Source organism: Microbacterium sp. Z6_144, assembly GCF_057197625.1.
The window spans coordinates 691,455-715,379 of sequence record NZ_JBXVPT010000001.1; the positions used below are offsets into that span (position 1 = coordinate 691,455).

Below are 23,925 nucleotides of genomic sequence, written 5' to 3' on the forward strand. Positions count from 1 at the left end.
CTCAATCTATCCTTTCGACCCCGTCCGCATTCCCGGAGCCGCATGACCGTCCCGCCCGCCGACCTCGTCGCGATGCGTCGCGCGATCGTCCTCGCCGCCCAAGCGGGCGTTCACGGCGACGTCCCGGTAGGGGCAGTGGTGATGGATGCGGCGGGCGCCGTGATCGGCGAGGGACGCAATGTCCGCGAACTCCGTCACGACCCGACGGCGCACGCCGAGATCGTCGCCCTCCGCGAGGCCGCCGCATCCCTCGGCACGTGGCACCTGGCCGGCTGCACGCTCGTGGTCACGCTGGAACCGTGCGTCATGTGCGCGGGGGCGGTGCTGCAGGCGCGCGTGCCGCGGCTCGTCTTCGGAGCGTGGGACGACAAAGCCGGCGCCGCCGGCTCGGTCTACGACATCGTGCGCGACCGCCGGCTGCCGCATCGCGTCGAGGTCGTCGCCGGTGTCGAGGCGGCCGCATCCACTGCCCTGCTGCAGCGCTTCTTCGCCGAGCGCCGCTGACCCGCGCAGTCCGTCGACTCGCCAGGAAACGTCCGGTTTCGGCGCGGACGTGCGCGTTTGCTGGCGACTCGACGGGGGAAGGGGGTCAGCGGGGGAGGTGCGGCAGGACTTCTTCGCCCAGGAACTCCACGTGCTCGACGTCCTGCTGATCGAGCAGCTGGAAGTACACGCGCTCGATGCCGTGCGAGCGGTACACCGCGACCCGGTCGGCGATCTCGTCCGGGCCTCCCACGATGTTGGTTCCGTCGCGCACCTCGTCGAGGGTGCGCCCGATGCGTGCGGCGCGACGGGCGACCTCGTCATCGGTGGCACCGGCGATCGTCGACATCGCGATCGAGAGGCGCACCGTGCCCGGGTCGCGACCGACGCGCTCGCAGGCCGCGTGCAGATTCCGGATGCGCTCGGGGATCTGATCATCGGTGGGGAACCCCAGGTTGTACTCGGCGGCGAAGCGGGCCGCGAGCTCCGGGGTGCGTCGTTTACCGCCGCCGCCGATGATGATCGGGAGCGGTCGCTGCACCGGCTTCGGGAGCCCGGGAGCCTCCGTGAGGCGATAGCCGGAGCCCGAGAACGAGTAGGAGTCGCCCACGGGTGTGCGCCAGAGCCCGGTGACGATTTCCAGTTGCTCCTCGAGGAGGCCGAAGCGCTTGTCGGGGAACGGGATGCCGTACGCCTCGTGCTCGCGCGTGAACCATCCGGCGCCGAGGCCGAGCTCGACCCGCCCGCCCGACATGTCGTCGATCTGAGCCACCTGGATGGCGAGAGGTCCGGGCAGCCGGAACGTCACCGGCGAGACGAGGGTGCCCAGGCGGATGCGGGACGTCTCTCGCGCGAGCCCGGCGAGGGTCGTCCACGCGTCCGTCGGCCCGGGAAGCCCGGCGCCGGAACCGGCGAGGTAGTGATCGGAACGGAAGAATCCCGTGAAACCGAGGCGCTCGGTCGCCTCGGCGAAGGCGAGCTGGTCACCGTACGTTGCGCCCAGGTGCGGCTCGGTGAAAATGCAGTACTCCACCGTGCCAGTGTGTCAGGGGCGGCAGGTCACGGTGCGCCGACCGTGCCGGGTTCTCCCTCGGCCGGCACAGCACCACCGGTGGGGAGGCCGCCGGTGACGGCGGTGCGGTCCACGTCCGGCTCGAGGTAGATCGCCCGGGCGACCGGCACGGCCGCGCGGATGCGTTGCTCGACGGTGTCGATCCGTGCCGCCACATCGGCGAGCGGCTCATCGTGGGGGAGAGCCACCTTCGCGGCGACGAGCAGCTCATCGGGCCCCAGGTAGAGCGTCTTGATGTGGATGACGCGGTCGATCTCGGGTCCGTCCTGGATCGCCTCGACGATGCGGTCGTGGTCGGCGTCGGTGGCGCCCTCTCCGACGAGGAGACTCTTCGTCTCGATGCCCAGGACGATCGCGACGCCGATGAGGAGCGTCCCGATCATCAGGGTGCCGATGGCGTCGAACACCGGGTTGTGCGTCAGGGCGGCGAGCCCCACCCCGCCGAGGGCGAAGACGAGGCCGATGAGGGCGGCGATGTCTTCCAGCAGGACGACGGGCAGTTCGGGCGCCTTGGAGTGGCGGACGAACTGGACCCATGACTGGCCCGGCAACCGCACGTGGTTGCTCTCTCGCACGGCCGTTCGCAGCGAGAACGATTCCAGAACGATCGCCACCACGAGCACGGCGATCGGGATCCAGACGTTCTCGAGTTCGTGGGGGTGCGTGAGCTTGTCGATGCCCTCGTAGATCGAGAACAGCCCGCCGACCGAGAACAGGATGATCGACACGACGAACGCGTACACGAACCGTTCGCGGCCGTAGCCGAACGGATGCTCGCGGTCGGCCTCACGCCGCGCCCGGCGTCCGCCCAGAAGCAGGAGCAACTGGTTGCCGGAGTCGGCGAGGGAGTGGATCGCCTCGGCGAGCATCGACGCGGAGCCCGAGAGGAACCACGCGAAGAACTTGGCGATGGCGATTCCCATGTTGGCCAGGAACGCCGCGATGATCGCGCGGTTTCCGCCGGTTGCACTCATACTCAGTCCGCCGATCGGATGATGATGGCCTCCGTCGACGGGGCCGGGTCTGCTGGGGTACCGACGTAGCCTATCTGCGTCAGCAGCGCGTGGCGGAACGCGGCAGGGGCCTCCAGATGCGGACTGTGTCCCACGCCCGGGAGGAGCACCTCGGTGACCTCCCCGCCTGCCGCCGCATAGGCGTCCAGCACGTCGCGGGTCTGCGACACCATGGGCTGCGGCGGAGCGACATCGTCTCCCGGCCAGTCGGGCAGGATCCCGAGGAGGCCGAGGTCGTTCGGCTCGTAGATCGAGGCATCCGACACGATCGCGTCCACCTCCCCGCGCACCCACAGGACGGGGGGCTTGTCGGCGAGGCCGACGATACCCGAGACGTCGAAGTACTTCGGTGCGAGCGCGTTGAGAACGCCGGTCGCTCCAGCGGCGAAGCCCGGCCACGTGGACGTGCGGACGATCTCGCCGGGGTAGTTTCCCGTTGCCGTGGATGTGCCGAGCATCGCGCTCACCCACACGTCCTCGTGCTCGGTGACGTAACCGCTCGCCACGAAGGCGGCACGGAACACGCTCCGGGGCGAGGTCTCCGCGTCGTCGCCGGTGTCGCCGGCATCCAGTCGCCGCACGAAGTCGGGGTTCACCATCCCGCCGCCGGTTCCGGCATCGTCCTCGGTGATCCGGGAGCCGTCCCGGCGCGTACCGCCGAAACCGTACGGCGAGATCGGCGCCTCGAGCGTGAGGGAGAGGACGGGGTGCTCCAGCGCGTACTGCAGGATGACGGCGGCGCCCAGCGACCAGCCGACCAGGTGCGCCGAGGGGAGCCCGAGGGCCTCCATGGTGGCGGCGAGGTCGTCGCTGAAGTCCCGCACGCCGCGCGTGGCGTCGACGGGAACGTTCTCCGTGCCGCCGTAGCCGCGCAGATCCACCGCGATGACACGCAGGTCACCGGGCAGATCCTGGAGGATCTCCTGCCAGAACAGGGATGACCCGACCGTGCCGTGCACGAAGACGACGGTCCGCTCGGCGGGGGTGGCCGGGTCATCCGCCGCCCGCTCCAGGACATTGACGCTCAACCGCGATGTCTCGAGGCGGCGCGAGGTGATGCCGTCGAAAAGGGTCGTCATGGGATCCTCCGCACTTCCTCGCGGGTGCCGGGACGCCCGCGACTCGACTATATCTCCGGCCCTCGCGCGACGGAACGCGGGGCGGCTCAGCCCTGGGGCGGCTCCTGCCCCGTGTAGAAGGCGTAGGTCGCCCTGGACCGGGGCGAACCACGTCAGGACTGAACCAAACGGCCCTCATAGGATGGCGCCATGAGCGTTCCGCACCCCGATTCCCTGCCCGCCATCGCGATCCTCGGCGCGGGTTCCATGGGTGGCGCGATCCTGCACGGCCTCGTCCGCTCAGGTGCCGCCCCGTCGATCACCGCGACGAACCGCACGCGGGCCAAGGCCTCCGAGCTCGCCGGGCAGGCCGGGGTGACCAGCGTCGCGCTCGAGGACGAGCCGGGCGCCAACGCCGCAGCCGCGGCAGCCGCGGACGTCGTCCTCATCGGGGTGAAACCGGCGATGGTGCCCGATCTCCTCCGCGAGATCGCGCCGCACCTCCGCGACGGGGTGCTCGTGGTGAGCCTGGCGGCAGGCGTCCCGATCGCGACGTTCACCGGCATCCTCGGCCCGCGCGCGGTGGTGTTCCGTTCGATGCCGAACACGCCGGCCGTGGTCGGCAAGGCCGTGACGGGGATCGCGGGGGACTCCGCCGCATCCCCCGGCGACATCGCCGTCGTGCGGCGCCTGTTCGAGACGGTGGGAGCGGTGGTGGAGGTTCCGGAGTCGCAGGTCGACGCGCTCTCCACGATCTCCGGGTCTGGTCCCGCGTACGTCTTCCTGCTGGTGGAGGAGCTCACCAAGGCCGCCGTGGCGAAGGGGTTCGCCGAGCCGGAGGCGCGGCTGCTCGCCGAGCAGACCTTCATCGGTGCCGCCTCCTTGCTGGAGGCATCCGGCGAGGAGCCGGGGGAGCTCCGCCGCCGCGTCACGAGTCCCAAGGGCACGACCGAGCGGGCGATCGCCGTCCTGCAGGACGCCGACCTCGCCGGCCTCTTCGCACGGGCGACGGATGCTGCCCTGGCCCGCGCGCGGGAACTCGCCGCCGGGGACTGACCGCCGGGGACTGACCGCCGCGACGGCTCAGCGGTCGAGTGCGGCGAAGCGCTCGATGTCGGAGTTCGTCCCCGACACGATGATGAGGTCGTGGTTCGTGACGACGGTGTTCGCCTCCGCGTAGCGGAAGGGGCGGCCCGGGCTCTTCACACCGACGACGGTCACGTTGTACCTCGTCCGCACACCGGATTCGTTGAGGCCGACACCGCGGATGAACTTCGGCGGGTACATCTTGGCGAGGACGAAATCGTCGTCGAAGCGGATGAAGTCCAGCATCCGCCCGCTCACCAGGTGCGCGACGCGCTCGCCGGCCTCGCGCTCGGGGTAGATGACGTGGTTCGCGCCGACACGGGCGAGGATCTTGCCGTGCGACTGCGACACGGCCTTCGCCCAGATCTGCGGAACCTTGAGGTCGACCAGGTTCGCGGTGATGAGCACGGACGCCTCGATGAGCGACCCCACCGCGACCACGGCGACCTGGAAGTCTTGCGCGCCGATCTGCTTGAGCGCGTCGATGTTGCGCGCGTCGGCCTGCACGGCGTGGGTGACCCGCTCCGACCACTTCTGCACGAGGTCCAGGCCCGCATCGATCGCGAGCACATCGCGGCCGAGACGGTCGAGCTCTCCGGCGCAGGCGGCGCCGAAGCGCCCCAGGCCGATGACGAGGACGGGTGCGTCGCCCCGGATGCGGTCAACCAACGATGGGCCTTTCCACGGGCAGGGAGTAGAGCTGGGTGCTGGATGTCGCGGCCACCGCCGCAGCGAGTGTCACTGTACCAATGCGGCCCATGAAGATGGTGGCGGCCATCACGTAGACCGCCGGGTCGGAGAGACCCGCCGTCAGTCCGGTGGACAGGCCCACCGTCCCGAACGCGGAGATCACATCGAACAGCACATCCGAGATCGGGTCCTTCGTGAGTTGCGCGATCACGATCGTCGACAGCGCCACGATCGTCGCGCCCCACGCCACGACGGATAGGGCGACCCGCTGGACGTCGCTCGGGATGCGGCGACCGAAGGCCTGCACGGAAGACCGGCCCTTCGCCTCCGAGAAGACCGCCAGCGCCAGCACCGCGAGCGTGGTCACCTTGATTCCGCCGGCGGTGGAGGCCGACCCGCCTCCCACGAACATGAGCATGCTGCCGACCACGAGGGACGAGCCGTTGAGTTCCCCGATGTCGACGACGGAGAATCCGCCCGAGCGCGTCATGGCGGACAGGAAGAAAGCCTGGAAGGTGGTGTCCCACGCGTCCATCGATCCGAAGGTGGCGGGGTTGTCGTACTCCAGAGCGACGAAGGCGCCGGCGCCGAGGACGAAGAGGACGGCGGTCGTGATGAGGGTCAGCTTCGCGTGCAGCGACCACCGGCGCACGTGCCAGTAGTGCTTCCACAGCGTGTAGATGACGGGGAAGCCGATGCTGCCGAGGAAGACGCTGATCATCAGGATCGTCAGCATCGCGTAGTCATCGGCGAAGGGCGCCAGTCCGCCCGGGTTGGGCGTGAACCCGGTGTTCGTGAACGACATGGCGGCGTAGTAGGGCGCCTCCCACAGGGCGACGAGCGGGTCGACGCCGGCCAGGAGCATCGTGGGGTACAGCAGGACCGCCACGACGCCCTCGATGACGAGGGTGGACAGGGCGACGGTCACCAGAAGCTGTCCCACTTCCCCCAGGCGCACGGTCTGGCTTTCGTTCACCGGTCCGGCGTGGGCGCGCATGGGGTTCGTGTCGCTCGCGGCGATGAGTTTGGCGCGCAGCCCGAGCCGGCGGGAGATCACCAGGCCCAGCACGGAGGCGAGGGTGAGCACCCCCATCCCGCCGATGTTGACGCCGATGAAGATGATGACCTGTCCGAAGGCCGACCAGTGGCTCGCCATGTCGAGGGTGGCCAAGCCGGTCACGCAGATCGTCGACACCGCGGTGAACAGGGCGTCGGCGAACGGCGTCCGCCGCCCGTCCGCGGCGGCTGCCGGCAGGGAGAGCATGAGCGTGAACAGGAGGATCAGGATCGCGAACACCACGACGGCGAATCGCGCGGGCGACGACGTCGTGATGTTGCGCAGGCGATCCCAGCCCTGTTCGAGCATCGGGAGCCATCCGCGGCGTCCGCGAGACCGCGCCAGCGCTGACGCCATCACGTCGCCCCCTTCGCTCCGTGGACCTCGCTCATGGTACTCCGGCGCGAGCGCGACTAATCTGAAGCCATGGCGGACATCTTCGACGTGATCGCAGACCGCACGCGTCGCGACATCCTCCAGCTTCTCCTCGACCGATCACTGGCCGGTGAGGACGGCACCAGCGTGTCGCACATCGTGCAGGCGCTCGGGGTGAGCCAGCCCACGGTCTCCAAGCATCTGAAGGTGCTGCGCGATGTCGAGCTCGTGTCGGTGCGCGAGGAAGGGCAGCACCGCTACTACAGCATCCAGACCGCGCCGCTGGATGAGATCGACGATTGGCTCGTGCCTTTCTTCACGATCGACCCGCCGGCCGCCGTGGCACTGCCGGAGACGGCGGCGTACGCGGCCGACGTGGTCGGGCGCGCCGCCGCCTCGGCGAAACACGCGGTGGCTGCGGCCCTGCGCAAGCTGCCGGGCCGCTGACGCCTCAGGCGGCCGCGTCGGTGGAGTCGCCCTCGTCGTCCGGGTCGGTTCCGTCCTGCTCGTCCGTGGGAGCGTCCTCGTGCGAGTCGGTCCCGTCGCGCGGGCCGTCGCCGTGGCGCGGGCCGTCGCCGTCGCCGTCGCGCGGACCGGACCCGTCACGCGGTCCTGGGCCGTCGCCTCGTCCGCCACCGTCGCGGTCGCGCGGGCCCGGCCGGGAGTCGTTCCCCTCATCGGATTCGCCGGAGCGGGGACCGGCCTCCTGATCGCTCGGGCCCTCCTGGCCGGGGCCGGGTCGCTGCTCGGTGTCGGCGCCGCCGTCGCTGAGTTCGAAGCCGGAGGTCTGGGCCGGGCCGAGATTCCACCCGGTCGCGACGCCGCCGCCGAAGGCGAGTCCGGCGACGACCAGACCGCCCGCGACCGCGGCGGTGATGACGGGCCACGAACGGCTCTTGGCCTCGCGGTTCTCCTCGGCGCGCTCCTCGGCGCGTCCCTCAGCGCGCCCTTCGGCGCGTTCTTCGGCGAGGAAAGCGGCCGGGGTGGTGGGGGTGCTGTCTTCGGGGGTGCGGGAAGGGGCCGGATTGTGTCCGGCTGCATTCTTGTCGTTCATGCCGCCACTATGCCGGGGCGGATTATGCGCACGGCATGACACCGTTCAGCGTCCGCTGAGAATGGTTCAGCATCCGCTGAGAACGCCGGCGTGCCTTCGCGCGCGTAATCCCACCGGCCACAGCAGCCCCGCCGGTTTACACGCGTCGCGCCGACGCCTTAGAGTGTCGTCAGCACACCGCGAAGGAAGGAACGGCCATGGCCGAGTTGCCGGACGTCCGCTTCCTCACCGTCGCCGAGGTCGCCGAGCTGATGCGCGTGTCCAAGATGACGGTGTACCGGCTCGTCCACGCGGGGGAGCTCCCCGCGGTGCGTTTCGGTCGCAGCTATCGCGTGCCGGAGTCGGCAGTGATCGCCGCCATGCAACGGCCGGTCTCGGACGTCGGCTAGACTGATCCGAGGCCTTTTTCTGCGCCTCGTATACCCGGGAGCCGGCGAACGGCACCCAGACCCCTGACATTGTGAGGTTTCCCGTGGGTTCTGTCATCAAGAAGCGCCGTAAGCGCATGGCGAAGAAGAAGCACCGCAAGCTGCTTCGCAAGACACGTCACCAGCGCCGTAACAAGAAGTAGACGGCCACAGCACCGAGCGCCTGTCCTCCGTGACGGGCGCTTCGTGTTGGCCGTGCCCGATCCGCGATCGTCCTTCTAGGAGCCGCCATGCAGTCGATCTCTGTCCAGCAGCTACGCGAACGTGAGGGCGTCCCGCTCATCGACGTGCGCGAGGCCGACGAGTTCGCGTCGGGGCACGTCCCCGGAGCCGTCAATGTGCCGATGTCCACCCTGGGCGAGCATCTCGACGAGTTGCCCGAGGGGCCCTTCGACGTCATCTGCCAGCTGGGCGGGCGTTCGGCGCGCGTCGTGGAGGCGCTCACCGCGCGCGGCATGGATGCGACGAACGTCGAGGGCGGCACCACCGCGTGGGCTGACGCCGGTTACGACGTCGAGCGCTGACCTTCGGCGCGGGTCGCGCTCGGAGCATCCTCTCCTGCATAGGATCGAAGGATGACCACCCTGACCGTTATCGGCAAGCCCGGCTGCCACTTGTGCGACGTCGCCGAGGAGATCGTCGACGCGGTCGTGGCCGACCTGCCGACCGCAGTTGCCGATGATGTCGTGGTGGAACGAGTCTCGATCCTGGATGACCGCGCACTCTACGAGCTGTGGGCGGAGAAGATCCCCGTGGTGCTGATCGACGGCGCGCTCCACGCGCACTGGCGCGTCTCGGCCGACCGGTTGCGCGCCGCGCTCCTCCCGGTGGAGCAACGCCAGGACGCGTCCGCCTGACGGCAGCCCCCTTCGGCGCCCCGGCCGACGCGGCACGGGACGCTTCCGCTCGGGGCTAAGGCCCCTACTGCCGCCCGGGGTTCATTCATACGATTCGGGCATGACAGTCGGGCGTTTCTCGGTGCCGACGCCGGGGGTCGTCGTCCGCGCCACGCCGACCCCCGGCGATTCCGACCGGAACGATCGCCCGAGTGCCTGATGCGGCATACCGTGCCCCCGCGCGCGTGGACGTGGCCTGTCTGCTCGCCCTGACGTTCGCGACGGGGATCGTCGACGCGCTGAGCTGGATCGGGCTCAGCCGGGTCTTCACCGCGAACATGACGGGCAACGTGCTGATGATCGGCATGGGGCTCGCCGGTGCGGGCCAGGTGAACCCGTACCCGCCGCTGTGCATCCTCGCGGCCTTTCTGATCGGCGCTGCGCTCGTGGGGCGGGGCGCGGGCCTCGCGACGGGGGGCTGGAACCTCCGCACGACGCGGGTGTTCTCCCTCGTGGCGGCGACCCTGCTGATCCTCTCGGCGGTGAGCGCCGTCTGGCCGCCGCACCGCTTCGCGCCCTCCGCCCTCGTCATCAGTGCGGTGCTGGCCGCCGCGATGGGCGCCCAGGGAGCCGAGGCGACGCGCTTGGCCGTTCCGCAGCTCACCACCGTGGCCGTCAGCAGCGCCGCGATCGGCGTCGGGATGAGCCTCCTCCTCGGCCCGTCCCGGGCGGCGGGCTCCGGCGTGCTCCGGCGCCTGCTCGCCATCGTCCTGCTCGCGGCGGGGGCGTGCGTCGGTGCCGTGCTGATCGATGGCGCTTTCAGCCTCGGACTCCTGGTGGCCGCCGTCGTCGGTGCCGCGGCGACGGCGATCGGGCACCGGCACCGCGTTCGGGATTAGGCCACGACCGCGCCCGAGGACGAGGGACCGTCCTCAGCGGTTCCGCGAGTCACCCCGCTGGTCATCGGGTCTCATCACGGGGATGGCGTTGGTGAACACCGAGGCGCGTTCCTCCGCCTCCGTGCTCCCGGTGAACAGGCCCGCGCCGGGGTCGGGTGCGGGTTCTTCCACCGACGTGGCCTCAGGGTCGGCGGGCTCGCTCAGCACAACGCGCTGGACGGGGAGGGCGTCGGGCATCGTGTGCTGCATCCACGTCACCATCCCCTCGCGCACGTAGCAGCGGAGGTCGAACAGCGTCGGTGCGTCGGCGGCGGAGACGAGAACGCGGACGCGGACGAATCCGCCCGTGGCCTCCGTCACCTGCAGCACGGACGTGCGGGTATCCCACAGGTGGGTGCGCAGGAGGATGTGGTCCAGATGCTCGCGCATGCGCGCCGGTGAGACCCGCCAGTCGAGGTCGAATTCGACGGAACCCAGCAGCTCACTGCCGCGACGCGTCCAGTTCTCGAACGGCTGCGTCGTGAAGTAGGTGCACGGGAGCACCAGGCGCCGGTCGTCCCACAGGTCCAGCACGACGTAGCTCAGCGTGATCTCGCCCACGCGACCCCATTCGCCCTCCACCACGACGACGTCGTCGACGCGCAGCGCGTCGCTGAATGCCAACTGGAGGCCGGCGAACATGTTGGCGAGCACCGACTGCGCAGCCAGGCCCGCGACGATCGACGCGATGCCCGCCGACGCGAGGACGCTCGCGCCCACGGCCTGCACCGCCGGGAAGGTCAGCAGGATCGCGCCGATGGCGATCACGACGATCAGGGCGATCGCCAGGCGCCGCACGATGAGGGTCTGGGTGCGGATGCGGCGGGCCACCCGGTTGTCGGGGACGTCGATGCGATATCGACCCAGGGTCACGTCGGTTGCGAAGGTCACCAGGGCGCTCAGGAGCCACGCCGATGCGCCGATCACCAGGATGGTGAAGACCTGGGTGAGCACCGGCATCCACGTCGCCTCGGGAAAGGCCATGCCGACGGCCGTCCAGATCGCGGACACCGTCACCACCGTGCGGAAGGGCGCCCGCGCGTGGTGCATCAGCCGGCGCGGCCACGCGCGCCGGCGCGCGATGAGCCGGGCCGCCACCGTGACGACGACGATGAAGACGGCCGCGGCGAGAAGACAGACGATCAGGATGAACGCGAAGTTCAGCCAGGGGTTTTCCAGCATGAGGCTCCTCGAGAAGATCGCCGGACGGCTCGACGGCCGGGGCATCCACCCTACGAGAGCGACCGCCGCGCCGCTGCCCTCCGCCGGTGCGGGGCGGTCGCGACTCAGACCACGGCGCGCGCCGGCACCGGGGCAGGCGTCACCGCGATCCGGACGGCCTGGTCGTACTCGACCCGCTCGTCGGCGGCGTGCTGAAGGCGCACGAGCGCACCCTCGGCCGTGCGGACGAGGGTGCGCCGGAAGCTTCCGAGGAAGACGGCCGCGTCCCATTTCTCGCCGAGCAGCGTGCCGCCGACCGAGGACTGCTCCTCGGTCGGCACGACAATCTCCTCGGGCGCCGCCGGCAGCGACGCGGCGAGGTCGTCATCGATCGTTCCCTGCGCGATCATGGCCTCCATGCGCGCCGGGCGGGCGCCCCCCTTCAGCCACAGGTTCTGCACCTCGTCGCTGTAGAGGAACTCCTGCCCGGTCGCCAGGCCCACCGCCGCGAATGCTGAGCCGGCCTGCGTCGGGTCGCCGTTGATCGCGACGGCGCCGCGGAAGTCGTCGCTCAGCAGATCGTCCAGCTCTTCGGGAGCGTCGAAGCGCGCCGAGTCGTAGCCGATGGACAGGTAGCCGCCGTAGCCGCCGACGAACAGGCCCGAGGGCTCCTTGAGCGCATCGGGGATGTCGCCCCACGTCTGCACCTTGTACGGCGCGAACCCGTCGGTGTTGTCCAGCGCGACGGTCAGGCCCAGGTCGAAGACATCGGGGGCCGTGTCCAGCCCCTCGTTGGTCTCGGCGGCCTGGATCTCCTCGGCGCTGGAGATGTCGGGCGACTGCTCGGTGACGATGATGTCGGGGTAACGCTCGGCGAACAGATCGAGGATCTCTCCGTAGTTCGCCCAGTCGCGCGGAAGCGCGATGACGTTGAGCTGACCTTCGGCGGCCGCTGCGGCCTCGAGCTCTTCGAGCGTGCCGAAAGCGGCGAGGCTCGTCGCTGACGCCGCGTCGATGCCCGACGCGGCGTCGTCGGTGGCGTCGGCCGCGCCGCCGCAGCCGCTCAGCGCCAGCGCCGCGACGGCTGCGAGTGCGATGGCCGCGACCGTGCGACGGGAGCGGACCAGCGTGGATGACATGCGATTCCTCTCGGGGGGCACCGCCGCATCCGCAAGCGTCCGCGATGCAGCCGGATGAGAGGACGCTACGGCGCTCGGGTGACCGGCCGGTCCGACCCCGGTGACGCCTCGGTGTCCGGCGCGGGAAAGGAAGGAGGAGGCTCAGGCGGTGAGGCGGCGCGTGAGGCGGTCGAGGTCGTCGCCGGTCGCGCCGCCGGAACGCAGGTACGCGCGGGAGCCGCCATGGTCATCGAGCCAGGCGAGCGCCGCCTCGATCGCGGCCGGTGGGCTGCCGGCGATGAGTTCGGCAAGCGCCGGTGTCACCTCGACGCCCATCATCGTCACCATGCCGCGCATCCGGTCGAACCAGACGCCGGCCAGCTGCTCCTGCGAACGGGCGTAGTCGGCCACGATCGCGTCTCGCGCGACCCCCACCGCATCCAGGATCGCCGCCGCCGCGACTCCGGTGCGGTCTTTGCCCGCCGTGCAGTGGATGAGGACGCCACCCTCCTCCTGGGCGACGAGGCGGGCGACGTCGGCGAACACGGACGCGCCGTGCTCCAGCATCCCGCGGTAGATGTCGGCCAGCGTGGGAAGGTCGCGCAACGCCTGCTCGACCGCCCGGCCGGCGGCCGCGTGGTCGCCGAGTGCGCGCGCGGCGAGCGACTCCTCCAGCAGCTGCGCTATCGCTCCCTCCAGGAGCGGCAGATGCCGTTCGCTCAGGGGGCGGGCGGAGGGAAGCCGGTCACGAGCGGTGTCGCGTTCCACGCCCGTCCGGAAGTCGACCACGGTGTCGATGGGGGATGCCGCGAGCTGCTCGACCCCGCGCGGGGTCAGCGCCTGCAGCGCATCGGATCGGAAGAGAACCCCGGATGCGGTCGCCCCGCCCCCGGCGAGGGGGAGCGCACCGAGATCGCGGAAGTTGTAGGTGCCCTCGAGCCCGTCCGAATCCGTCACGCCCTCAGGCTACGCGCCGCCGTGCCCCACTGCCGCAGCCGTGAGAATCCCGGCCCCCGGCGAGAATGCGGGTGAGCGCGGGATCCTCGCCGCGCGATCGGAGTCTCGTTGCGTGGACGGCGCGTACGGTCAGGGGGCGAGGCGGGTGGGGCCGCGGAAGAGGAACGTGACCTCTCGGATGGAGGACTCGCCCAGCAGCAGCATGAGCAGGCGAGCCAGACCCATCCCGAATCCGCCGTGCGGAGGGGTGCCGTACCGGAAGAAGTCGAGGTAATCCGAGATACCGGCCAGGTCGAGGCCCTTCTCCACCGCCTGCTCCTCCAGCACGCGCACACGGTGCTCGCGCTGCGCGCCGGTGGTGATCTCCACGCCCTTGAAGAGCAGGTCGTAGGACTTCGTCATCCCCGTCTCCGGGTCGCGCATGTGGTAGTACGGCCGGATCTCGGGGTGGTAGTCGGTGACGAACACGAACTGGTGGCCGTACGTCTCCTCGATGTACGCGGCGACCTGGCGCTCGCCCTCCGGGTCGAGGTCGCCGTCGGTGCGCGGAATCTCGTAGCCGCGCTGCGCGACCGCCTCACGGGCCTGGGCCAGCGGGATGCGGGGGAAGGGCACGATCGGGACGACCACCTCGATGCCGAACAGCTCCTCGATCTCGGCGCCGTGCCTGTCCTTGACCGCCTGGATGGCGAACTGCAGGAGTTCTTCCTGCATCCGCGCGACGTCTTCGTGCGAGTCGATCCAGCTGATCTCCGCATCGATCGAGGTGAACTCGGTCGCGTGACGGCTGGTGAACGACGGGTCTGCGCGGAAGACGTCGCCGATCTCGAAGATCTTGCCGAAGCCGGCCGACTGGGCCATCTGCTTGAAGTGCTGCGGGCTCTGCGCGAGGTAGGCGGTCTTGTCTTCGAAGTAGTCCATGCTGAACAGCTCGGCGTTGGACTCCGAGGGGCTCGACATCAGCTTGGGGGAGTGGATCTCGATGTAGTCGCGCTCGATCCAGTACGTGCGCATGGCGTGCTCGAGCGTCGTCTGGACGCGGAAGATGAGGTTGTTGCGGGCCTGGCGGAGGTCGAGGAAGCGCCAGTCCATGCGCTTGTCCATGCCGCTGTCGGCGGCGATGGGCGTCTCGGGGAGCGCCTCGCCGGCGATCTCGAGGGCATGGAGCTTGATCTCGACGCCACCGAGCTTGACGCGCTCATCGTGCTTGAGCTCGCCCGTCGCCGTGAGGAACGTGCCGGTGGCCAGGGCCGAGATCGCCTCGGTGAGCGCGAAGGCGGCGGATGCCTCGGAGTCGGCGCCCTCGGCCGCTGAGCCTGTCGCAGCGTCGCGCGTCGCGGGGTTCACCAGCTGCACGGCGCCGGTCTCATCGCGCAGGATGACGAACTGCACCTTCTTCTGGTCGCGCACCGTCTCGACCCATCCCGACACCGAAACCGGGCCGTCGGGGAGGGACTGCAGCTGCTTGATCAGAACGCGTTGACTCACGAGGGTTCAGTCTACGTGCGGTGGTCCTGCTGCTGGAGCGGGCCGGCGATCCCTGCGTAGGTCGGTCCGCAGCTGCGCGAGCTTGCACAATCCGATGATCGCCGCGAGCGGCTTCACGGCGGCGATCTCGCCCCAACGATGCTCGTTGGCGCGCTGGAGTCGCCGGGCAAGATCGGGTCGGAGCATCCACAGGTATGCCCGCGCTTTCTCCGCGTGCAGGGAGTTGGACACGATCTTGATCGCGTCCACGTGCTCGACCAGCGGGATGGCGTGGGCGATGTTCTCCCGCGTGGTGGTGCTCGTGCGATCGAGGCCGACCGGGCCGGTGAAGCCGCGCTCGCGGGCGTACTGTGCCATGAGCTCGGCCTCCGGGAGGTCTCCGGCGACGTCGCCCCCGCAGAGGACGAGCAGGCTTTCCGTCGCGTCCGGTCGCAGCGACCGGAGTCCCGCGCGCACCCGGTAGCGGTTGAGATAGTTGATCCGTCGTCCTCTGTTCCGGAAACCGAGGACGATCACGGCCTCCGAGCCTCCAGCGGGCGCTGGGACGGTTCCGAGTAGGCGACGCGACGCCCGCCAGTGGACCACGTCCGCCCACGTGAGAACACCGGCCATCAGCGCGATCAGGACCACGAGGAGGCGCCGCATTCGGCGAGTGTACTCACGCTCGCGGTCGTCCCGGCGTGACCGCCAGTGGGCCATCGCGGCGGCGGAGAGCGCTCACGCGCGGCCGGAATATCCCGGCTGGGAACGTCTAGGTTCGTCGGCCGACCAGATCCCGAAGCCGCGTGCGAGATCGCGTGACCGCTCGCCACCGGCGGCGGGGGTCGTGCCATCCCGGCGCGCGCACCTCGGGAACCCCGCGGTTCATCCGGATGTCCCACCCACTGCGGTCGAGGAACCGATGGTGGAACCAGCACAGGAGCAATCGCTCCACGATTCCCTTGCGCTCGTGCCCGGGGTTGGTCATTGAGTTATGTTGCAGATTCAAGTGAAGGCGGCGCCGTTCCGTGGCACCGCTTTGCCAGCCGATAGCTTTGCCCTGAGTGAGCAAAGGACAATCATGCAAATTCTCCCCACGAAGTTCGAGTCAATTCTTCGGAACGACACGTTCGAGTTCGCGCCGCTGATCGTGAAGGTCGATTCCGACCTCGCGCGGTTCCGAAAAGTGTCTCGATTCAATCAGGCCCAGGACGCGGGCTCGCTCACTGTGATCTCTAGTCCCCCGGGTCAGGGGAAGACCACGTCGGTCTACGCGGCATCTGTCCTCCTGCGTGATCGATTCATGCCTGTGCTGTCAGTTCCCGCGGCGATGTCCGTCGCGCTTCGAGACATCCCGACCTGGCTTGGGAAGAATCTTCCGGCGAAAGGCGACCGGACGACCCTGGTCCTACTGGACGGGCGCGAATCTACGGACGACGAGCAAGGGCTGAAGGACCTCATGGGGGCACTCAACAACCTTGTCCGAGGTCGTCCTGACCTGATGTTTGTCTGGCCCACGACTGATGACGCGTGGCGTGACCGACTCGTGGCCACGGCGCGGGACTTCGGTAGCAAGGCATTCTGTCCCGACGATGCCGTCTTCGCGATAGATGGACCGGCGAAGGACCAGTGGATTGAAGCGGTCGGGCTTGCGCTCGACCAGCTGGGATCGAGCTGGGACGAGTTCGGCATTAATGAGGCAAGCGCATCCGAGCTCCTCCGGGATCACGGCACGCTGGGCGAGTTCCTGACGGCAATAAATCAAGTGCGCGTCGATCAGGAGGATTTCGCCGAGAACGTGACGGGCCTACCCGAAGTGGTGTTCGTAATCTCGTCGCACTCGGAAGTGGTTGGGCACGTGGCACGGCTACGCAACCCGGAGACCTATCGTCTCCGCACGGACGAGATCATCAGTTCTGCTCGTCAATCCGAGCCCGGCAAGTTCTGGAAGGAGCGCGGCGCAACGCAGCGGAGCAATCTCGCTTGGGTCTCATCGCTCCTTCAAGTGAAGCTCGTGGCGCTTACACCATCCACGATAGCGAACGCCTGTGGTGTGAGTTCGAAGCCGCAATCGCGCTTGGCCGAGACGCTCGAGCCGCTCGAGTTTAAAGCGAACGCGTCGACCGGGCTCAATGCCTTCAAGACCACCGATCTGGCCAGGTTCCTAGACGACAAACCCGTGCCAGAAGTCCTCGCCTCCAATAAAGGTCAAACATCGGAGTCGACGCTCGCCGCCTATGACGCGATCCAGGCATTGTCGCGTTTTCAGCATCGAGCGATCAACGAAGCGATACTCACCTCAGTAGCGAAGTGGAGCAGCAAATTTCAGGCGTCTGACGTGAAGTACGAAGTCCCGCTTGGAGGTGACGCGATCGTCGACGCGATAGTTCCCGCTGGCGACCGCCGCCTGTACATGGAGTTCAACCACGTTAGCCAGAAGCAGATCAGTCCGAACGAGATTGCGAAGTACATCATGAAGAAACTGCGGGTGTATGCAACCCAGTACAACCTCATTGACCGATGAGCGCGTAAGGGTCGTGTCGTAACTTGCACCGTTGACCGTGTGCGTCGGGCAGCGGCGCGGGTGCTCGGTGACGTGGTGGATCTCGCACCATCCGGCCGGCATGCCGCATCCGGGAATGATGCAGCCGCCGTCCCGCAGGGAGATCCCGCGCCGCTGGTAGCGGTTGCACACCCGCTCGTCGGTGCCGAGCCGGGTGATGTGTCCGCCTCGTCGAGCCCGAAGCGGGGATATCCCGGCCGCCCAGAGGCGGTCTAGGTCCGGCGGCCGACGAGATCGAGAAGCCGGGTTCGAGATCGGGTGACCGCTCTCCACCGGCGGTGCGGGTCGTGCCATCCCGGCGCGCGCACCTCCGGAACGCCGCGATTCATCCGGATGCCCCATCCGCTCCGGTCGAGGAACCGGTGGTGGAACCAGCACAGAAGCACCCCGTTGTCCGTGTGGGTGGGACCGCCGCGCGCGTGCTCGGTGACGTGGTGGATCTCGCACCATCCGGCCGGCACGCCGCACGCGGGGATGATGCAGCCGCCGTCCCGCAGGGAGATCCCGCGTCGCTGGTAGCGGTTGAACACGCGCTCTTCGGTGCCGAGCCGGGTGATGCGTCCGCTCTCGTCGAGTCGGATGCGCTGGATGCTGCCACTGCAGGCGACGTGGCGGGCGAGCGCGGGTGACAGCGGCTCGTCGGTTCCCTCCGCGGATGCCCAGCCGCGCCCGGCGCGGAAATCCTCTTCGCGGATGGAGACCACCAGGGTGGGGGCGGCGCCTCCGATCGTGGGCAGCTCGCCGCCGGCGGCGGCCGCGCCCAGGGCGGTGGCGAGAGCGTCGTGCTGCCGCTGGGCATGCCGGCGGTCATCGACGGGCGGTCGCTCGTCGAGCTCGTCGTAGGAGCCGGACGGGGACTCCTCGCGAAAGGCGACGCCGGCGTCGTCGGCTCGCGGCGACAGCACCGCGTCGAAGATGCGCTGCAGCTGCGCGGCGACCTCCGGCAGCAGTCGTCCGCGGAGCGGCACGAGACCCTCGTGCGGCGCACCGAGGGTCACGCCGCGTCGATGAGCGGCGGCGCGATCCGCCGGTTCCGCACCGTCCTGGTCGAGGGCCGCCGACCAGGCCAGAGCCTGCACCCGGAGGAGATCGGCGCAGGCCGGCGGCGCGGCATCCGGGCCGGCTCCGCGCGCCTCGGCGGCGAGGATCTCGTCGGCGACCAGGACGCCCTCGCGCGCCACGCGCCGGTCGAGCGCCGACAGCGGCGTGCTCACCGCCAGCACGCCGTCGACACCGACGTCTCCGGCGGTCATCGCGGAGCGGAGGGCCGGGAGGAACGGGGGGAGCACTTCGCCGGACGAGGGCGAGACCTGCCCCCGCACGGCGCGGGCTGCGCGCTGCCACTTCGCCGCCGTCTGCGGGGCGACCCGGGTGGTGCGCTGCAGCAGCTCCGACACGTCGTGGCAGCCCGCGCGAGAGCTGAGCCGGGCATCGCGGTCAGGAGAGCCGGATCGCCCGGCGACCTCGCCGGCCAGTTCCACCAGGAGCGACTCTGCGCGGCGCTCCAGGCGGCCCGCGAGCGCGAGGGCCTCGAGCAACCCGTCGTCGCGAGCGGCGCCGACCGCGTCGGCGGCGAAGAGGTCATCGACGGCGGCGTCCACGCGATCGACCAGATCGCGGAGGGTGCCGGCGAGCTCTTTCATACCTCGATTCTGCCGAGGGCCACCGACATCCTCGGGGTGAGATTCCCTGGTCAGCGAGGATTCTGTGGATAACTCATGCGCGGCAATGCCAGGATGATCCCATGAGCCATCCGATGCCTGCCGCGTCATCGTCCACCGGGCAAACCACGCGACCGCGCCGGCCCGTGCGCGTGTGGGACATCGTCGGCACCGCGGTGCTGCTCGTCCTCCTGGGGATTGCCGCGGCGATCGCGTCCTACTTCGGCCTCTTCCTCGCGATGGCCTCGGATGGATGCTTCGACAGCTGCAACGAGGGGATGCTGAGCTTCGGCGTCTGGTTCGCGGTGATCTCGCCGTGGGTGGTGCTCCTCCTGGCCCTCGCCGCCGCCGTCGCGCTCCTCATCCTGCGGCGGCTGGCCTTCTGGGTGCCGCTGACGGGTGCCGCACTCACGGTGGCGACCTTCTTCGTGGCGGTCGGGATCGTGGGCGCCGCCGTCGGCACGTAGCCCGCTCGCCCCTCCGGATGACCGGAGGGATCGTCGGCACGAAGCTCTCCTCCCGTCGCCGTAGCCGAAAACGCATACGCTGCGGAAACATCCCGCGCGTTTGGCTGGGGTAATGCCTTCGCCCGCCACGGAACTCGTCGTGCACGATGAAGCGATCCGCGCGAACACCGCGCAGTTCGCCGCGCTCACCGGCGGGCGGCTGATGGCCGTCCTGAAGGCCGACGCGTTCGGCCACGGCGCCATCGCGCGCTCGGTTCTCGACGCCGGTGCGATGTCCATCGGCGTCACCTCCATCGCGGAGGCGCTCGCCCTGCGGGCGACGGGCATCGCCGCACCGGTCCTCAGCTGGCTGAACCCCGTCGACTCCGACTTCGAAGCCGCGGTGCGCGCGGACATCGATCTCGCGGTGCCGAGCGCGGAGCTGCTCCACGCGGTCGGGCGGGCGGCGCTGGCGGTCGGCAAGACCGCCCGGGTGCATCTGCACATCGACGTCGGTATGGCTCGCGACGGGTGTCCCCCTCACGATTGGCCGACGCTGTGCGCGCTCGCGCGGGAGGCGCAGGCGAACGGGTCGGTCCGGGTCGTGGGGATCATGGGGCACATGTCCTGCGCCGACGATCCGGACAATCCTCAGAACATCCGCGAGCGCCTGACCTTCGAAAGCGCCGTACGAACCGGCCGGCGCCGCGGCCTGGCGCCCGAGGTGCTCCACCTCGCAGCCACGGCCGCGACGCTCACCGGGGTCGGTCGCGGCTTCGGTCTGCACCGCATCGGCGCCGGGCTGTTCGGCATCGACCCGTCGCGGACTTCGCGCACGCTGCGTCCGGCCCTGTCGTTGACCTCGTACGTCGTGTCGTCGCGGGATGTGCGCCCCGGAACCGGAGTCGGGTACGGGCTCGCCCACGTGGTCGACCGCCGCACGAACCTCGCCCTGCTCCCCGTCGGCTACGGCGACGGCCTCCCGCGCGGGGCGTCCGGTCGCGCCGAGGTCATGGCGAGGGGACGGCGTCGGCCGCTCATCGGCCGGTTCTCGATGGACATGGTCGTCGTCGACACCGGCGATGACCACCTCGCCCCCGGCGAGCCGGTGATGCTCTTCGGGCCCGGCTCGCACGGCGAACCCACCGTCGCGGACTGGGCGGGGTGGGCCGACACGATCGAACACGAGATCGTCACGCGTCTCGGAAGCCGAGTCGCTCGCATCCACCGGACCATGAGCGGCCGCATGGCGGTCGCGGAGGCAACGTCATGAACCAGCACACATCTCCCCGCGTCGCCGTCATCGGGGGAGGGGCGAACGACGAGCACGAGGTGTCCCTGGCATCAGCGGCCGCTGTCGTGCGAGCCGTCCGTGCCCTCGGGCTCGACGTCGTGCCGATGACGATCGGCCGGGACGGCACGTGGCACCACGGCGGCGGGGCCGTGTCGGCGGCTGCCGCGGTCGCCCTGCTCACGAGGTGCGACGTGGCCTTCCCCGTACTGCACGGGGTCAATGGTGAGGACGGCTCGGCCGCGGGCCTCCTGGGAATGACCGGGCTGCCCTATGTCGGCTCTTCCGTGCGGGCCGGAGCGCTCGGCATCGACAAGTGGGTCACGAAGCTCGTCGCCGGCGCGCTCGGCATCCCCACGGCGCCGGGCGCGCTCGTGCGGGACCGATCCGAATCCGCCGCGGTCACCCTCCCGCCGCCCTACGTGGTCAAGCCGACGACCGGCGGGTCGAGCAACGGGGTATCGGTCGTGCGTGATCGCGGCGCCCTGGCCGCTGCCATCGGGCGAGCACGGAGCCTGGGCGACGCCGTGCTCGTCGAGCAGTACGTGAGCGGCCGCGAAGTCGACATCGCCCTGTTCCGCGACCGCGACGGCCGGCTGCGCGCCGGTGCGACGCTGGAGATCGGCGTCGCCGCCGGCGGGGTGTTCGGCCGGGAGGAGAAGTACGACGGGACCGCGTCCTTCACCGTTCCCGCGCCGGTCAGCGCCAACGAGGAGAGGATGATCGCCCGCGCGGCGGCGGCCCTCTACGAGGCCCTCGGATGCGGCGGCGTGGCGCGGTTCGACTTCTTCCTCACAGCGGCGGGCATCGTCCTCAACGAGGTGAACACGGCGCCGGGCCTGACCGAGCAGTCGCAGGTTCCGCGCATGTACGCGGCGACGGGGCTCGGGTACGTCGAACTGATCCGTGAACTCCTTGAGACCGTTGTGGGAGCGCCCATCGGGGCGGAGGTGCGCCGATGAGCGCGCCCGCGGGCGCCCGGCTGGAGTGGGGGGATGGTCTCAAGGGGCTGCTGATCGTCCTCGTTGTCTTCTGGCACGTCGTGATGAAGTCGTATCTGCAGGTCGACTGGCAACTCGGCGTCCCCCTCCCCGGGGTCTGGGGTCTCGCCGCCGACGCGATCTGGCCGTTCCTGATGCCGCTGTTCCTCCTGGTGTCGGGGTACTTCGCGGCGAACGCCTACACGCGGCCCTGGTCGGTGGTGTTCCGATCGCGCGTCGTCCGCTTCCTCTACCTGTACCTGCTGTGGACGCTCATCCACATGGCGGCGATGTGGGCGTTCCCCGATTTCCCCACCCTGGTGCCGCGCAGCGTCGCCGGGTTCATCGAGGCCATCACCATCAGCCCGCCCAACACCTGGTATCTCTACGCGCTGGCCCTGTACTTCCTCGTCGCCAAAGGGCTCCAGCGCGTGCCGCCGTGGGTCGTGATCGCCGGCGCCGCCGCTCTTTCCGTCGTCGTCTCGGCGGGTCTCATCGAAGTGGTGAGCAACCGGGGATCGCTGCTGTACAACCTGCTGTTCTTCCTCCTGGGTCTTCATCTCGCCCCGCAGATCCGGAGCCTCATCGGCCGGGCCACACCGGTCTGGGCGGCCATCGCCGTCGCCGTCTACGCGCTCGCGTTCACCGCGATGCGCGTCACCGATTCGGAGACCGTCCCGGGCGTCTGGCCGGTGGTGTCGCTCATCGGAGTCACGATGGGGCTGCTGGCAGCGCCCCTCCTCGTGCGGTTACCGCTCGTCGGACGGGGAATGACGTGGCTCGGGTCGCGCACCCTCGCGATCTACGTCATCCACATGCCGCTGCTGGCGCTGGCCGATCTCCTCCTCGTGGGGTGGCTGTCGGGAGCAAGGATCTCCGTCCAGTTCGTCGCCGCCCTCCTGCTGCCGCCGTTGCTCACGGCGGCCGTCGTCGCCGCCAGCGTCGCGCTCGGCGCGCTGATCGTGCGGGATCGCCTGTACTGGTTGTTCGACCTGCCGATGCGCCGCTCGCCGGGGGAACCGACGCCGGACGGCGCGCCGGTCGGCGTGGGCCGTCGCATCCCGTGGCGTTTCGCCGTCGCCGTCCTGCTGCTGATCGTGACGGGGGCGGTCGCGTTCCGTGGCCCCGGCATCCCGGGATGCCCGCCCGACGCGTCGTTCCAGGCCGCCTCCCGGCCGGGGCAGGTGAGCATCGGCGGCACGGGCGACGTGCTGCTCCACGACGTCGGTCACGAGGTTCCCGCAGACGGCGGCGCGGATCATTTCGACGAGGTGCGTCCGTGGTTCACGCAGGACATCGTGACCGGCAACCTCGAGCAGGTCGTCTCGGCCGACACGGGATACGACAAATGCGGTTCGGGAGCGCAGTGCCTGGCGTTCCGCAGCGACGCGGAGGCCGCTGCGCATTTCGCAGGGTTCGATCTGCTGAATCTCGCCAACAACCACACGAGCGACTTCGGCCGCGAGGGATACGAGAACACCCGGCGGCACCTCGCCGCCGTCGGCATCAGAACCGTGGGGGAGCGCGAGGAGATCGCCTGCACGCGCGTCGGCGACGTCACGGTGGCCGTGCTCGGGTTCGCGCCGTACGGCGACGCCAACCGGCTGACGGACCTGCGCCATGTGCGCCAGGTCGTGGACGCTGCGGCCGCCACGGCGGACATCGTCGTCGTGCACGCGCACATGGGAGCCGAGGGCGCCGGCGCCGATGTGGTGACCGGCGGGATGGAGAGGATGTACGGCGAGAAGCGGGGCGACGTCATCGCCTTCTCGCACGCCGCGATCGATGCCGGCGCCGATCTCGTGCTCGGCCACGGGCCGCACGTGCTGCGCGGCATGGAGTTCTACCGGAACAGGCTCATCGCCTACAGCCTCGGGAACTTCGGTGGCGGAGGGGTCTTCGGTGCGGAGGAGGCCACCAGGTACGGCGCGTATGTCGAGGTCAGCCTCCGGGAGGACGGGAGCGTGATCGACGGGCGGTTGCGCTCCGTCCGCTTCGAGCACGACGGGGGCAGACCCGTTCCCGACCCCGACGGGCGGGCGGCGCAACTGGTCGACGAGCGCGGTCGACGCGACTTCCCCGACACCGCGGCGCGGATCGACGCCGACGGGAGGATCGCCCCGCCGGCGGCCGGCGAGTCCCCGTAGCCCCACCGCCCGGCTCGCTCACGCCTCCGGATGACCGGAGCGCA

At 69.9% G+C, this 23,925-nt stretch carries 25 protein-coding genes and 1 pseudogene; 13 read left to right on the forward strand and 13 right to left on the reverse strand.

The window, feature by feature from the left end; all coding sequences use genetic code 11:
* Window positions 1–42 precede the first annotated feature (42 nt).
* Window positions 43–504 (forward strand): tRNA adenosine(34) deaminase TadA, encoded by a 462-nt coding sequence (gene tadA, locus AC2DGY_RS03350; RefSeq protein WP_484508287.1) that lies wholly within the window; start codon window positions 43–45, stop codon window positions 502–504.
* Window positions 505–589: 85 nt separating this feature from the next.
* On the opposite strand, the gene AC2DGY_RS03355 is transcribed toward tadA, so the two are convergent.
* From AC2DGY_RS03355 to AC2DGY_RS03365, 3 genes are read right to left on the reverse strand one after another with little or no spacing between them, the layout of a single operon-like run.
* On the reverse strand, window positions 590–1,516 hold the full coding sequence (locus AC2DGY_RS03355) for an LLM class F420-dependent oxidoreductase (protein ID WP_484508288.1): 927 nt from the start codon (window positions 1,514–1,516) through the stop codon (window positions 590–592).
* 26 nt (window positions 1,517–1,542) lie between these two features.
* Window positions 1,543–2,529, reverse strand: a complete 987-nt coding sequence (locus tag AC2DGY_RS03360; RefSeq protein WP_484508289.1) for a cation diffusion facilitator family transporter — start codon at window positions 2,527–2,529, stop codon at window positions 1,543–1,545.
* Window positions 2,530–2,531: 2 nt separating this feature from the next.
* Window positions 2,532–3,647, reverse strand: a complete 1,116-nt coding sequence (locus AC2DGY_RS03365; protein WP_484508290.1) for an alpha/beta hydrolase — start codon at window positions 3,645–3,647, stop codon at window positions 2,532–2,534.
* Between the two features lie 189 nt (window positions 3,648–3,836).
* Between AC2DGY_RS03365 and proC the strand changes: the two genes are divergently transcribed.
* Window positions 3,837–4,682, forward strand: coding sequence for a pyrroline-5-carboxylate reductase (proC, locus tag AC2DGY_RS03370; protein ID WP_484508291.1), 846 nt, complete (start codon window positions 3,837–3,839; stop codon window positions 4,680–4,682).
* A gap of 27 nt (window positions 4,683–4,709) precedes the next feature.
* Here the strand turns inward: proC and AC2DGY_RS03375 are convergent, their stop codons facing one another.
* Window positions 4,710–5,381, reverse strand: coding sequence for a potassium channel family protein (locus AC2DGY_RS03375; protein ID WP_484508292.1), 672 nt, complete (start codon window positions 5,379–5,381; stop codon window positions 4,710–4,712).
* A complete protein-coding gene (locus AC2DGY_RS03380; protein WP_484509969.1) occupies window positions 5,374–6,768 on the reverse strand; it encodes a TrkH family potassium uptake protein in 1,395 nt (464 codons plus the stop codon). The genes AC2DGY_RS03375 and AC2DGY_RS03380 overlap by 8 nt, the downstream gene beginning before the upstream one ends.
* A gap of 117 nt (window positions 6,769–6,885) precedes the next feature.
* Here AC2DGY_RS03380 and AC2DGY_RS03385 point away from each other — a divergent pair, with 117 nt between their 5' ends.
* Window positions 6,886–7,281 (forward strand): ArsR/SmtB family transcription factor, encoded by a 396-nt coding sequence (locus tag AC2DGY_RS03385; protein WP_484508293.1) that lies wholly within the window; start codon window positions 6,886–6,888, stop codon window positions 7,279–7,281.
* Window positions 7,282–7,285: 4 nt separating this feature from the next.
* Here AC2DGY_RS03385 and AC2DGY_RS03390 read toward each other — a convergent pair whose 3' ends face one another.
* Window positions 7,286–7,888: a hypothetical protein gene (locus AC2DGY_RS03390; RefSeq protein WP_484508294.1), complete on the reverse strand. Its 603-nt coding sequence runs from the start codon at window positions 7,886–7,888 to the stop codon at window positions 7,286–7,288.
* A gap of 197 nt (window positions 7,889–8,085) precedes the next feature.
* Between AC2DGY_RS03390 and AC2DGY_RS03395 the strand changes: the two genes are divergently transcribed.
* The 5 genes from AC2DGY_RS03395 (at window position 8,086) to AC2DGY_RS03415 (ending at window position 10,051) form a co-directional block, all read left to right on the forward strand.
* The gene (locus tag AC2DGY_RS03395) at window positions 8,086–8,277 is read left to right on the forward strand and encodes a helix-turn-helix domain-containing protein (protein WP_484508295.1); all 192 of its coding nucleotides are present in this window, start codon (window positions 8,086–8,088) and stop codon (window positions 8,275–8,277) included.
* A gap of 83 nt (window positions 8,278–8,360) precedes the next feature.
* A complete protein-coding gene (locus AC2DGY_RS03400; protein ID WP_003792170.1) occupies window positions 8,361–8,459 on the forward strand; it encodes a 30S ribosomal protein bS22 in 99 nt (32 codons plus the stop codon).
* Between the two features lie 87 nt (window positions 8,460–8,546).
* Complete coding sequence (locus AC2DGY_RS03405) at window positions 8,547–8,840, forward strand: rhodanese-like domain-containing protein (protein ID WP_484508296.1); 294 nt, start codon at window positions 8,547–8,549, stop codon at window positions 8,838–8,840.
* A gap of 51 nt (window positions 8,841–8,891) precedes the next feature.
* A complete protein-coding gene (locus AC2DGY_RS03410; protein WP_484508297.1) occupies window positions 8,892–9,173 on the forward strand; it encodes a glutaredoxin family protein in 282 nt (93 codons plus the stop codon).
* A gap of 191 nt (window positions 9,174–9,364) precedes the next feature.
* The gene (locus AC2DGY_RS03415; RefSeq protein ID WP_484508298.1) at window positions 9,365–10,051 is read left to right on the forward strand and encodes a YoaK family protein; all 687 of its coding nucleotides are present in this window, start codon (window positions 9,365–9,367) and stop codon (window positions 10,049–10,051) included.
* Window positions 10,052–10,084: 33 nt separating this feature from the next.
* On the opposite strand, the gene AC2DGY_RS03420 is transcribed toward AC2DGY_RS03415, so the two are convergent.
* The 6 genes and pseudogenes from AC2DGY_RS03420 to AC2DGY_RS03445 all read right to left on the reverse strand — a co-directional run bounded on the left by AC2DGY_RS03420 (window position 10,085) and on the right by AC2DGY_RS03445 (window position 15,781).
* Entirely contained in the window at window positions 10,085–11,272 is a 1,188-nt protein-coding gene (locus AC2DGY_RS03420) for a mechanosensitive ion channel family protein (protein ID WP_484508299.1), read from the reverse strand.
* Window positions 11,273–11,526: 254 nt separating this feature from the next.
* A pseudogene (locus tag AC2DGY_RS03425) lies at window positions 11,527–12,390 on the reverse strand (ABC transporter substrate-binding protein); the annotation flags it as partial.
* A 141-nt stretch (window positions 12,391–12,531) separates the two neighbouring features.
* A complete protein-coding gene (locus tag AC2DGY_RS03430; RefSeq protein ID WP_484508300.1) occupies window positions 12,532–13,326 on the reverse strand; it encodes a tyrosine-protein phosphatase in 795 nt (264 codons plus the stop codon).
* A 129-nt stretch (window positions 13,327–13,455) separates the two neighbouring features.
* A complete protein-coding gene (aspS, locus tag AC2DGY_RS03435; RefSeq protein WP_484508301.1) occupies window positions 13,456–14,814 on the reverse strand; it encodes an aspartate--tRNA(Asn) ligase in 1,359 nt (452 codons plus the stop codon).
* A gap of 6 nt (window positions 14,815–14,820) precedes the next feature.
* On the reverse strand, window positions 14,821–15,459 hold the full coding sequence (locus AC2DGY_RS03440; protein ID WP_484508302.1) for a YdcF family protein: 639 nt from the start codon (window positions 15,457–15,459) through the stop codon (window positions 14,821–14,823).
* A gap of 106 nt (window positions 15,460–15,565) precedes the next feature.
* A complete protein-coding gene (locus AC2DGY_RS03445; RefSeq protein WP_484508303.1) occupies window positions 15,566–15,781 on the reverse strand; it encodes a hypothetical protein in 216 nt (71 codons plus the stop codon).
* A 6-nt stretch (window positions 15,782–15,787) separates the two neighbouring features.
* Between AC2DGY_RS03445 and AC2DGY_RS03450 the strand changes: the two genes are divergently transcribed.
* Entirely contained in the window at window positions 15,788–17,317 is a 1,530-nt protein-coding gene (locus tag AC2DGY_RS03450; RefSeq protein ID WP_484508304.1) for a hypothetical protein, read from the forward strand.
* A gap of 251 nt (window positions 17,318–17,568) precedes the next feature.
* On the opposite strand, the gene AC2DGY_RS03455 is transcribed toward AC2DGY_RS03450, so the two are convergent.
* Window positions 17,569–18,999, reverse strand: a complete 1,431-nt coding sequence (locus tag AC2DGY_RS03455; protein WP_484508305.1) for an HNH endonuclease signature motif containing protein — start codon at window positions 18,997–18,999, stop codon at window positions 17,569–17,571.
* A gap of 101 nt (window positions 19,000–19,100) precedes the next feature.
* Between AC2DGY_RS03455 and AC2DGY_RS03460 the strand changes: the two genes are divergently transcribed.
* The 4 genes from AC2DGY_RS03460 (at window position 19,101) to AC2DGY_RS03475 (ending at window position 23,881) form a co-directional block, all read left to right on the forward strand.
* A complete protein-coding gene (locus tag AC2DGY_RS03460) occupies window positions 19,101–19,484 on the forward strand; it encodes a hypothetical protein (protein WP_484508306.1) in 384 nt (127 codons plus the stop codon).
* 112 nt (window positions 19,485–19,596) lie between these two features.
* On the forward strand, window positions 19,597–20,736 hold the full coding sequence (gene alr / locus AC2DGY_RS03465) for an alanine racemase (protein ID WP_484508307.1): 1,140 nt from the start codon (window positions 19,597–19,599) through the stop codon (window positions 20,734–20,736).
* The gene (locus tag AC2DGY_RS03470) at window positions 20,733–21,716 is read left to right on the forward strand and encodes a D-alanine--D-alanine ligase family protein (protein WP_484508308.1); all 984 of its coding nucleotides are present in this window, start codon (window positions 20,733–20,735) and stop codon (window positions 21,714–21,716) included. Before alr ends, AC2DGY_RS03470 begins: the two co-directional genes overlap by 4 nt.
* Window positions 21,713–23,881 (forward strand): CapA family protein, encoded by a 2,169-nt coding sequence (locus AC2DGY_RS03475; RefSeq protein ID WP_484508309.1) that lies wholly within the window; start codon window positions 21,713–21,715, stop codon window positions 23,879–23,881. Before AC2DGY_RS03470 ends, AC2DGY_RS03475 begins: the two co-directional genes overlap by 4 nt.
* Window positions 23,882–23,925: the final 44 nt, after the last annotated feature.